The sequence below is a fragment of the Streptomyces sp. LBL genome (assembly GCF_029893585.1).
In the GTDB taxonomy this organism is placed as follows: Bacteria; Actinomycetota; Actinomycetes; order Streptomycetales; family Streptomycetaceae; genus Streptomyces.
Window position 1 is genome coordinate 185372 of the sequence record NZ_JARXYX010000017.1, and the last position, 10205, is coordinate 195576.

Here is a 10205-nt window from a genome sequence, read left to right on the forward strand (position 1 = left end):
CGTCTTTGGCACCCGTCCAGGGTAAGTCGCCCGAGGCCGGTCCAGGGACAGCCGCGAGTGCGACTCCGGGGGCGGTGTCCGGCTCCGCTGGCAGTAGCGTTCCGTACATGAGACTCGGTGTCCTCGACGTGGGATCGAACACGGTGCATCTGCTGGTGATGGACGCGCACCCAGGGGCGTGCCCGCTGCCCGCCCACTCGCACAAGGCGGAGTTGCGCCTTGCCGAACTCCTGGACGAAGCCGGAGCGATCGGCCCTCCGGGGGTCGACAAACTCGTCGGCGTCATCCAGGAGGCCCTCCAGGCCGCCGAGGACAAGGGCGTCGAGGATCTGCTGCCGTTCGCCACCTCCGCCGTGCGCGAGGCCAGCAACGCCGACGACGTCCTCGCGCGCGTGCAGGCCGAGACCGGCGTCGACCTGCAGGTCCTCACCGGCTCCGAGGAGGCCCGCCTCACCTTCCTCGCCGCCCGCCGCTGGTTCGGCTGGTCGGCCGGAAAACTGCTGGTCCTGGACATCGGCGGCGGCTCCCTGGAGATCGCGTACGGCATGGACGAGGAACCGGACGCGGCCGTGTCGCTGCCGCTCGGCGCCGGCCGCCTCACCGCGGGCTGGCTTCCCGGCGACCCCCCGGACCCAGAGGCGATACGGTCCCTGCGCCGCCATGTCCGCGCCCAGATCGCCCGTACGGTCGGCGAGTTCACCCGCTTCGGCCCGCCCGACCACGTGGTCGCCACGTCCAAGACCTTCAAGCAGCTGGCCCGCCTGGCCGGCGCGGCCCGCTCCGCCGAGGGCCTCTACGTCGAGCGTGAACTCAAGCGGGAGTCCCTGGAGGCGTGGGTGCCGAGGCTCTCCGGTATGACGACGGCCGAGCGAGCCGACCTGCCGGGCGTCTCCGAGGGCCGCGCGGGCCAACTCCTCGCCGGTGCCCTGGTCGCCGAGGGCGCGATGGACCTGTTCGGTGTGGAGACGGTGGACATCTGTCCGTGGGCACTGAGGGAAGGCGTGATCCTTCGGAAACTCGACCACATGGGGTCGGTGTAGGCCGAGGGACTCGGTGTGGCGCTCCTGAAGGGGCGCGGGGAACTGCGCGATCAACCACAAGGCACCCGCACCCGCAGTCATCCCCGCATCCGCACCCGCACCCGCCCTCGTCCGTGGCGAACACCACAACTGCGAAGAGGTACCCCGCACCCACCCGACCGCACCCCTTAGGCTGGCCCGCGTGGCTGAACCAAGGGACGTAGTCCGCATCCCGGATGCGAAGGTCGCCCTGTCGACGGCCTCCGTCTACCCCGAATCGACGGCGACGGCCTTCGAGATCGCCGCGCGCCTCGGATACGACGGCGTCGAGGTCATGGTGTGGACCGACCCCGTCAGCCAGGACATCGAAGCGCTGCGCAGACTCAGCGACTACCACGGCATCCCGATCCTCGCCGTGCACGCCCCCTGCCTGCTCATCACGCAGCGCGTGTGGTCCACCGACCCCTGGGTCAAACTCCAGCGCGCCCGCGCGGCCGCCGAGAAGCTCGGCGCGTCCACGGTCGTCGTCCATCCGCCGTTCCGCTGGCAGCGCCAGTACGCCCGTGACTTCGTCACCGGGATCTGGCGCATGGCGAACGAGACGGACGTACGGTTCGCCGTCGAGAACATGTACCCCTGGCGTTACCGCGACCGCGAGATGCTCGCCTACGCGCCCGACTGGGACGTGACGAAGGACGACTACCGGCACTTCACGATCGATCTCAGCCACACCGCCACGGCCCGCACGGACGCGATCCAGATGATCGACCGCATGGGTGACCGTCTCGGGCACGTCCACCTCGCCGACGGCCGAGGCTCGGCGAAGGACGAGCACCTGATTCCCGGCCGCGGCACCCAGCCCTGCGCCGAGCTGCTGGAACGTCTCGCCCGGACCGGTTTCGACGGCCACGTGGTCATCGAGGTCAACACCCGCCGGGCCATGTCCAGCGCCGAACGCGATGCCGACCTCGCCGAGGCCCTGGCCTTCACCCGCCTGTACCTGGCCTCCGCCGTGAAGGTGCCCCGGCGGTGAAGGTGCCCCGGCGGTGAAGGTGCCCCGGCCGTGAAGGTGCCCCGGCCGCCTCGGCGGCCCCCCGGCCACGAGACGCGCATCCCGCATTCCGGACACCCCGTCCCGACCCCTGGATGACCGGCGTACGCTCAATAGCAGTCAGATCTGTCTGAAGGAGCGAGCGACGATGCCTGAGCTGAGGTCCCGCACAGTCACCCACGGCCGCAACATGGCGGGCGCACGCGCCCTTATGCGCGCCTCCGGTGTACCCGGCGCGGACATCGGCCGAAAGCCGATCATCGCGGTCGCCAACAGCTTCACCGAGTTCGTGCCGGGCCACACCCACCTGCAGCCGGTCGGCCGGATCGTCAGTGAGGCGATCGTCGAGGCCGGCGGTATCCCGCGCGAGTTCAACACGATCGCGGTGGACGACGGCATCGCGATGGGCCACGGCGGCATGCTGTACTCCCTGCCCTCCCGCGACCTGATCGCGGACTCGGTCGAGTACATGGTCGAGGCCCACTGCGCCGACGCCCTGATCTGCATCTCCAACTGCGACAAGATCACCCCGGGCATGCTGAACGCGGCTCTGCGGCTGAACATCCCGACGGTCTTCGTCTCCGGCGGCCCGATGGAGTCCGGCCGCGCCACCCTGGTCGACGGCACGGTCCGTACGCTCGACCTGGTCGACGCGATCTCCGACGCCGTGAACGACAAGATCTCGGACGAGGACATCCTCCGTATCGAGGAGAACGCCTGTCCGACCTGCGGCAGCTGTTCCGGCATGTTCACCGCCAACTCGATGAACTGCCTGACGGAGGCGATCGGCCTCTCCCTCCCCGGCAACGGCTCGGTGCTCGCCACCCACACGGCCCGCAAGGCGCTGTACGAGGACGCGGGGCGCACGGTGATGGACATCACCCGCCGCTACTACGAGCAGGACGACGAGTCGGTCCTGCCCCGCAACACCGCCACCCTCGCGGCCTTCGAGAACGCCATGGCCCTCGACATCGCGATGGGAGGCTCGACCAACACGATCCTGCACCTGCTGGCCGCCGCCCAGGAGGCGGGCGTCCCGTTCGGCCTGGAGGAGATCAACGAGGTCTCACGCCGCGTTCCCTGCCTCGCGAAGGTCGCCCCGAACGTCGCCAAGGACCGTACGTACTACATGGAGGACGTGCACCGCGCCGGCGGCATCCCCGCCCTGCTCGGCGAACTGCACCGCGCCGGCCTGCTGAACGAGGACGTGCACTCGGTCCACAGCCCGTCCCTGTCGGACTGGCTGAAGACGTGGGACGTCCGCGGCGGCTCCCCCTCCCCCGAGGCCCTGGAACTGTGGCACGCGGCCCCCGGCTGCGTCCGCTCGGCGGAGGCATTCTCCCAGTCGGAGCGCTGGGAGGCCCTGGACGAGGACGCCGAGGGCGGCTGCATCCGCAGCGCCGAGCACGCGTACTCGAAGGACGGCGGCCTGGCGGTGCTCAGGGGCAACCTGGCGGTCGACGGCTGCGTGGTGAAGACGGCCGGCGTCGACGAGTCCATCTGGACCTTCGAGGGCCCGGCGGTCGTCTGCGAATCGCAGGAAGAGGCCGTCGAGAAGATCCTCAACAAGCAGATCACGCACGGCGACGTCGTCGTCATCCGCTACGAGGGCCCCAAGGGCGGCCCCGGCATGCAGGAGATGCTCTACCCGACGTCCTTCCTCAAGGGCCGCGGCCTCGGCAAGACCTGCGCCCTGATCACCGACGGCCGTTTCTCCGGCGGAACGTCCGGCCTCTCGATCGGCCACGCCTCCCCGGAGGCCGCGTCCGGCGGCACCATCGCCCTCGTCGAGGACGGCGACCGCATCCGCATCGACATCCCGAACCGCACGATCGAGCTCCTCGTCGACGAGACCGAACTCACCCGCCGCGAGCAGGCCCTGAACGGCGTCTACGCCCCGAAGAACCGCGAGCGCAAGGTCTCGGCAGCCCTCCGGGCCTACGCGGCGATGGCGACCAGCGCCGACAAGGGCGCCGTACGCGATGTGAGCAAGCTGGGCTGAGCCCCTCGTTGGCAGCCCTCGTTGGCAGCCCTCGTTGTGAGGGGCCGTCCCTTCGGGGCGGCCCCTTCCGCGTGCTACCAGGCCGACGGGTTCCGGGCGTCCACGGCGAAGACGGTTCCGTCGGGGGCGCCGGCGTAGACGTGGTGGTCGGCGATCACGGGTTCGGGCAGGGCCGCTGCGACCCGGTCCGAGTCGGCGGCGAGCCGTGGCCTGGTCTGCCCCACGAGCCGTCCGCTGCGTGCGTCGACGGCGAGCAGCCTTCCGTCGGCAGCGGAGAAGTACACGTGGTCGCCGTCGGACACCGGCGCCGAACCGCGGCTCACCGCGGTCTCGAGATGCCACAGCCGCTTGCCCGCGTCGAGATCGAAGGCCTCCAGAGATCCGCCGCCGGCCAGCACGAGGACGACGTTCCCGCGCACGGTGGCCAGCGTGTCCAGACGTGGGACCGGTAGCGCCACCCGCCGCGAGGTGTCGGTCCGCCGGGTGTAGCGGACGACGGCCTTCGTGGTTTCGGAGGCGGCGTCGACGGAACGGAAGAAGACGGATCCGTCCCGCGCGCCGATGGACTCCAGGTCTCCTTTCAGCCGCTTCTCCCACCGCACGGTGCCCGTGGCGGGATCCACCGCGGTGACCGCCGTGCCGGATCCGCCGGATCCGCCGACGGCGCGCGTGGCGTAGGCCAGAGGATCGCCGGGGAACGAGGAGAAGTACGGCTCACTCAGCCCCGGCAGCCGCCGGCTCCACCTCGTCTCGCCGGACGAGCTGTCCACGCCGGTCACCGTTCCGTCGGCGCCGGTGAGCAGCAACGTTCCGCCTGCGAGCCGCATACCGTTGAACGCGGGCATGTTCCGCTGCCAACGCGTTGTTCCCGAGGCCGGGTCGAACGCCTCCAGCCGTCCACGCTCGTCGGTCAGAGGCTGTACGAGACCACCGGACACGACCGGCGGTCCGTTCCTGGTCCTCTCGTCGACCGAGCGGCGCCACAGCAACGTCCCGTCGGACGGGTTCAGGGCGAAGACCAGGCCGCGCTGCGCGCACACGAGCCTCCCCGCACCCGCGGAGCACTGAGGCACCTGCCCGCTCTTGGCCAAGGGCTTCGCCTCCCACGCCCGCAACACGGCCGGTGTGGTCCCAGGCGAGGTACTCCTCGGCGCGGCACGCTCGCCGCCGAGCCACTGGACCGAGCCGACAACCCCACCCACGACGAGGAGCGCCGCCGCGGCGAGGGCCGCCTGCCGTCCGGGCAGGCGCCTGCGCGACGGTCGCTGTGGTTCCTCGCGCTCGCCGGCGGGCTCCGGGACCGGTAGGTCCCCCGCCCGCTGCGCCGGTATGAACGCCTGGGTGTCGTACGACGCGGCGACCGACCGCAGTTCCCGCATCAACTCGTCGGGCGTGGGCCGGTCCTCGGGTTCCTTCGAGAGGCACCGCAGCACGAGCGGCGCGAGACTCTCCGGAACGTCGGTCAGATCGGGCTCGTCATGCACGACCTGGTAAGCGACGACGTACGGACTGTCGGAGTCGAACGGCCCACGCCCCGTGGCCGCGTGCACCATCACGGACCCGAGGGCGAAGACGTCGGCGGCGGGACCGACCTCCCGAGGCCGCCGGAACTGCTCGGGTGCCATGAAGGGCGGAGTGCCGATCAACTTGCCCGTCTCGGTCCGCAGTTCGCTGTCCTTCGGCCGGGAAATACCGAAGTCGATGACCTTCGGCCCGTCCTCGGCGAGCAGCACGTTGCTCGGTTTCAGATCCCGGTGCACGACGCCGACGCGGTGGATGTCGCGGAGCGCCTCGGCCAGCCCGGCCATCAGCCGGCGCAACTGCGCGGCCTCCATCGGGCCATTCCGCTTCACCTGGTCCGCCAGGGTCGGTCCGGGGATGAACAGCGTGGCCATCCACGGCCGTTCGGCCTCGGGATCGGCGTCGACGACAGACGCGGTGAAGGCCCCGCTCACCCTTCGCGCCGCGGCGACCTCCTGCCGGAACCGCCCCCTGAACTCGGGGTCCTTCGCGAACTCGCTGTGTACGACCTTCACCGCGAGCTTCATGCCGGAGGTGCTGCGGGCCAGGTGCACGACTCCCATGCCGCCGGAGCCGAGACGCGACTCCAGACGGTAGTGGCCGGCGTGTTCAGGAAGTTCCGCTTCCGCGCCCGCTCCGCTGTTGCGCTGTGGCGCCATGGGAACCACCCCCGTGCTGATCGTCCGCGCGCGCGACGCACGGAGCCTAGTCGATGAGTCGTGCGAGACGGAGGCGGCCGGCCGGCCGCCACGGGAGACGTGCACGCAGAGGTTTCACGGCGTGATTCAGGGGAATCAACGGGACCCCATGGCAGTCATGGGGTTCAACGGGGGAGGCTTTCCATGTCTGTTGGCCACATCGAAGAGACCGAAGGTGCCGGCGAGGCCGAGGGTGTCACGGCGACGAGCGCGACGGTCACCGCGTCCGTGCTCACCTACGCCGTCGCTCCGGGCGTGAGTCTGAACGTCCGCAGTGGCCCGGGCACCAGCTACACCATCGTGCGTGTCCTGTCCGAGGGAGCCCACGTCCCGATCTACTGCCAGACGCCGGGAACGACGGTCACGGGCCCGTACGGCACGTCGAACATCTGGGACAACATCAGCAACGGCCAGTACGTCGCGGACTCCTATGTGAACACCGGCAGCGACGGCTACGTGGCCTCGCGCTGCGCCTGAGCCCGACCGGAGCCCGCGGACGGCCTGGAGCCATAATCGACGCGTGAGCGACGAAACCGGCCCCCAGGAAACTCCCGCGGGCTCCGAGGGCGGCCCCCGCCCCGAACCCCTCCGCCTCTTCGGCACCACCTGGGTCGAGCACGACAACGGCTACCCCGCCCGCCGCGTCGCGGCAGCCGTCGGCTCCCTCGCGGCCGCGACCGTCTCCTGCCTGGTCCTCCGCTTCGCCTACGAGGGTCTCCAGATCGCCGACACCGGCAGCTTCGTCACCGTTCTGGTCGTGGTCATGTTCGTCGCCTGCAGCGCCCTGGCCTTCCGGCACACCTGGGACGGCTTCAGCAAACGCCCGGACCCCGTCCGCCAGGCCTCCCTCCGCGGCCTCCTCGCCATCGGCTTCGTCGGCTCACTCCTCGCCTACTTCTTCCGTTCCCTCACCGAGGCCCCCGGCGAGAAACTCCACCGCGAGGAGTACGGGGCAGCCCTCAAGCATCACCAGAAGCGCACCTCCCGCCGCACCGGCAACCCGTCGAAGAAGCGCCGCCGCGCCTAGGTGTTCTGTCCGTGACTCCTCCCCCTCGTGAACGAGGGGGCTTCTCCCTTGGGACACAAGCCCCGCAGGACGGCCAAGCCCTGACCGCTGCCGAAGCAGACGCGCAGCGTAATACACCGCTTCGCGGCTCCGAGACCAAGGATGCGTTTCCCTCCCCGGCTGAAGCCGGGGAGGGAAACGCACGCAAGATCAGGGATGGAGGCCGTTGGCAGGGACTCTCCGGCGCAGGACGGGGACGTACCCCTGACTGCCGCGGCCCCGGCCCACCCGGCAGCACACCGGCCTTGCCTACCCGGCAGCACGCCGTCCCGCCCACCCGCCAAGCCCAGATCCCGCCCACCGGACATCCCACCCGCACAGACGCCCCCGATGCGAGGATGAACGCGGACGTCGCACCCCCCGGAGGGCACCTCAGCCATGACCCAGAAAGTCGCAGTCCTCGGCGCCGGCAAGATCGGTGAAGCCTTGCTCAGCGGAATGATCCGCGCCGGCTGGGCCCCGGCCGACCTTCTGGTCACCGCCCGCCGCCCCGAGCGAGCCGAAGAACTCCGCACCCGCTACGGAGTCACCCCGGTCACCAACCCGGAAGCCGCCAAGGCCGCCGACACCCTGATCCTCACGGTCAAACCGCAGGACATGGGCACCCTCCTCGACGAACTCGCCCCGCACGTCCCCGCCGGCCGCCTCGTCATCAGCGGCGCGGCCGGCATCCCCACCTCCTTCTTCGAGGAACGCCTCGCCACCGGCACCCCTGTCGTCCGCGTCATGACGAACACGCCCGCCCTGGTCGACGAGGCCATGTCCGTCATCTCCGCCGGCACCCACGCCACCGCCGACCACCTGGCCCACAGCGAGGAGATCTTCGGCGCCGTCGGCAAGACGCTCCGCGTCCCCGAGTCCCAGCAGGACGCGTGCACCGCCCTCTCCGGCTCCGGCCCGGCGTACTTCTTCTACCTGGTCGAAGCCATGACGGACGCCGGCATCCTCCTCGGCCTGCCCCGCGACAAGGCCCACGACCTGATCGTCCAGTCCGCGATCGGCGCCGCCGTCATGCTCCGCGACAGCGGCGAACACCCGGTCAAGCTCCGCGAGAACGTCACCTCTCCCGCGGGCACGACCATCAGCGCCATCCGCGAACTCGAGAACCACGGCGTACGAGCCGCCCTTATCGCCGCCCTCGAAGCCGCCCGCGACCGCAGCCGCGAACTGGCTTCCGGCAACAACAGCTGATGCCCGGCCGCCCCCGACCCAGGGGGCGGCACACGGACACCGCTCGGCTACCGAGCCGCGCTCCCCGCGTTATCGGATGCGCCGGGCAGCAATCCGATCGCGCGATAAGCGGCATCCACGGTCGGCCGCGCCATGGCCCGCGCTCTCTCCGCCCCATCTCGCAGCACCCCCTCCACAAAGCCAGGATCCGCGCACAGCTCCCTGTGCCTGTCCTGCACGGGCCTGAGTACCTCGACCACCGCCTCCGCGGTGTCCTTCTTCAAGGCGCCGTACGACTCATATACACCGCTCAGGTCCGATGGGTTCCCACCCGTGCAGCAGGCGAGGATCTCCAGCAGATTGGCGAGTCCCGGCCGCGACTCCCGGTCGTGGACGACATCCCGCCCACTGTCGGTCACCGCCCGCATGACCTTCTTCCGCACCACGTCCGGCTCGTCGAGCAGATAGACGATCCCCGGCCCGGCGTCGTCGCTCTTCCCCATCTTCGACATCGGGTCCTGCAGGTTCATCACCCGAGCCGCCACCTCCGGAGGCATCGCCCGAGGTACCACGAACGTGTGCCCGTACCGCTGGTTGAACCGCACTGCCAGATCCCGCGTCAGCTCCACATGCTGCGTCTGATCGTCCCCGACGGGCACCTCGTCAGCCCCGTACGCCAGGATGTCCGCCGCCATCAGCACCGGATACGTCAGCAGCGACAGCCGCACACTGCCGCCCCGCTCCCGCTCGCGCGCGGCCTTCTCCTTGTACTGGATCATCCGCCGCATCGCGCCGTCCGTGGCCACGCACTCCAGCACGTACGACAGCCGCGCGTGCTCATCCACATGACTCTGTACGAACACGGTGCACAGCTCGGGATCCAGCCCCGCCGCCAGCAGCAGCGTCGCCGCTTGCCGGCTCAGCCGTCGCACCCGTGCCGGATCGTGGTGCACGGTGAGCGCGTGCAGATCGACGATGCAGAACAGCGCCTCGGCCCGGTGCTGATCGACGGCAGCCCACCGCCGGATGGCTCCCAGGTAGTTCCCCAGCGTCAGATGCCCGGTCGGCTTGACCCCGCTGAATACCCGCGTCGTCTCTGTCATCTCTCCCTCTCCTCCCGGTCGGGCCACCGCCTCGGCCGGCCGGCTGCCCCTCCGGAGTGCTGGAGGGAGATACAGAAACGGCCGCCGAAGCGGCGGCCGTCGAGTACATACGTGAGAACGGCCGCCGTCAGGCGGCCCACCACAGCTGGGTGCACGTACGTGTAGTCATGTGGTCCAGATTACGCCTCCCAAGCCCCGTCAGGACTGAAGTTGACACACCCCGACCCGGTACGTAGTGTTCTCCGAGTTGTCCGACGTGAGCGCCGACCCCGGTCGGTCCCCGGACAGCCATTCCGCAGGACCAACCAGCACGCGATGATCAGTCGTTCTGTTGTCGTGTCATTGGCACGGGTATTTGCGAATGAGGAATCCGCGTTCGAAAGGACGCAGCCCCCGATTAGCGTCGGGAGCCGGGAATCCGCTAAAGTCTCACTCGTCGGAGCGGCCCAACAGCCGCGAAGACAACCCCGCTGACCGGGGATCAGGCCCGAAAGGATCTGATAGAGTCGGAACCGCCGGAAAGGGAAACGCGAGAGCGGGAACCTGGAAAGCACCGAGGAAATCGGATCGGAAAA

General features: G+C 70.0%; 8 protein-coding genes. 6 read left to right on the forward strand and 2 right to left on the reverse strand.

Features of this window, described 5'->3' with window-relative positions:
• The first annotated feature begins 107 nt into the window (after window positions 1-107).
• From M2271_RS21725 to ilvD, 3 genes are all read left to right on the forward strand, one after another.
• A complete protein-coding gene (locus M2271_RS21725; protein ID WP_280888950.1) occupies window positions 108-1040 on the forward strand; it encodes a Ppx/GppA phosphatase family protein in 933 nt (310 codons plus the stop codon).
• Window positions 1041-1221: 181 nt separating this feature from the next.
• On the forward strand, window positions 1222-2052 hold the full coding sequence (locus M2271_RS21730; RefSeq protein ID WP_280888951.1) for a sugar phosphate isomerase/epimerase: 831 nt from the start codon (window positions 1222-1224) through the stop codon (window positions 2050-2052).
• Between the two features lie 166 nt (window positions 2053-2218).
• Window positions 2219-4072: a dihydroxy-acid dehydratase gene (gene ilvD / locus M2271_RS21735; protein ID WP_280888952.1), complete on the forward strand. Its 1854-nt coding sequence runs from the start codon at window positions 2219-2221 to the stop codon at window positions 4070-4072.
• 74 nt (window positions 4073-4146) lie between these two features.
• Here the strand turns inward: ilvD and M2271_RS21740 are convergent, their stop codons facing one another.
• A complete protein-coding gene (locus M2271_RS21740) occupies window positions 4147-6252 on the reverse strand; it encodes a serine/threonine-protein kinase (protein ID WP_280888953.1) in 2106 nt (701 codons plus the stop codon).
• Between the two features lie 183 nt (window positions 6253-6435).
• Here M2271_RS21740 and M2271_RS21745 point away from each other — a divergent pair, with 183 nt between their 5' ends.
• From M2271_RS21745 to proC, 3 genes are all read left to right on the forward strand, one after another.
• Complete coding sequence (locus M2271_RS21745) at window positions 6436-6768, forward strand: SH3 domain-containing protein (protein WP_280888954.1); 333 nt, start codon at window positions 6436-6438, stop codon at window positions 6766-6768.
• A 43-nt stretch (window positions 6769-6811) separates the two neighbouring features.
• Window positions 6812-7318, forward strand: a complete 507-nt coding sequence (locus tag M2271_RS21750) for an EamA/RhaT family transporter (RefSeq protein WP_280888955.1) — start codon at window positions 6812-6814, stop codon at window positions 7316-7318.
• Between the two features lie 417 nt (window positions 7319-7735).
• A complete protein-coding gene (gene proC, locus M2271_RS21755) occupies window positions 7736-8548 on the forward strand; it encodes a pyrroline-5-carboxylate reductase (protein ID WP_280888956.1) in 813 nt (270 codons plus the stop codon).
• A gap of 47 nt (window positions 8549-8595) precedes the next feature.
• On the opposite strand, the gene trpS is transcribed toward proC, so the two are convergent.
• A complete protein-coding gene (gene trpS / locus M2271_RS21760) occupies window positions 8596-9630 on the reverse strand; it encodes a tryptophan--tRNA ligase (RefSeq protein ID WP_280888957.1) in 1035 nt (344 codons plus the stop codon).
• Between the last annotated feature and the right edge of the window lie 575 nt (window positions 9631-10205).

Coding starts and splice junctions, on each gene's coding strand:
- M2271_RS21725 (WP_280888950.1), top strand. CDS start 108: ATGAGACTCGGTGTCCTCGACGTGGGATCGAACACGGTGCATCTGCTG.
- ilvD (WP_280888952.1), top strand. CDS start 2,219: ATGCCTGAGCTGAGGTCCCGCACAGTCACCCACGGCCGCAACATGGCG.
- M2271_RS21740 (WP_280888953.1), bottom strand. CDS start 6,252: ATGGCGCCACAGCGCAACAGCGGAGCGGGCGCGGAAGCGGAACTTCCT.
- M2271_RS21745 (WP_280888954.1), top strand. CDS start 6,436: ATGTCTGTTGGCCACATCGAAGAGACCGAAGGTGCCGGCGAGGCCGAG.
- proC (WP_280888956.1), top strand. CDS start 7,736: ATGACCCAGAAAGTCGCAGTCCTCGGCGCCGGCAAGATCGGTGAAGCC.
- trpS (WP_280888957.1), bottom strand. CDS start 9,630: ATGACAGAGACGACGCGGGTATTCAGCGGGGTCAAGCCGACCGGGCAT.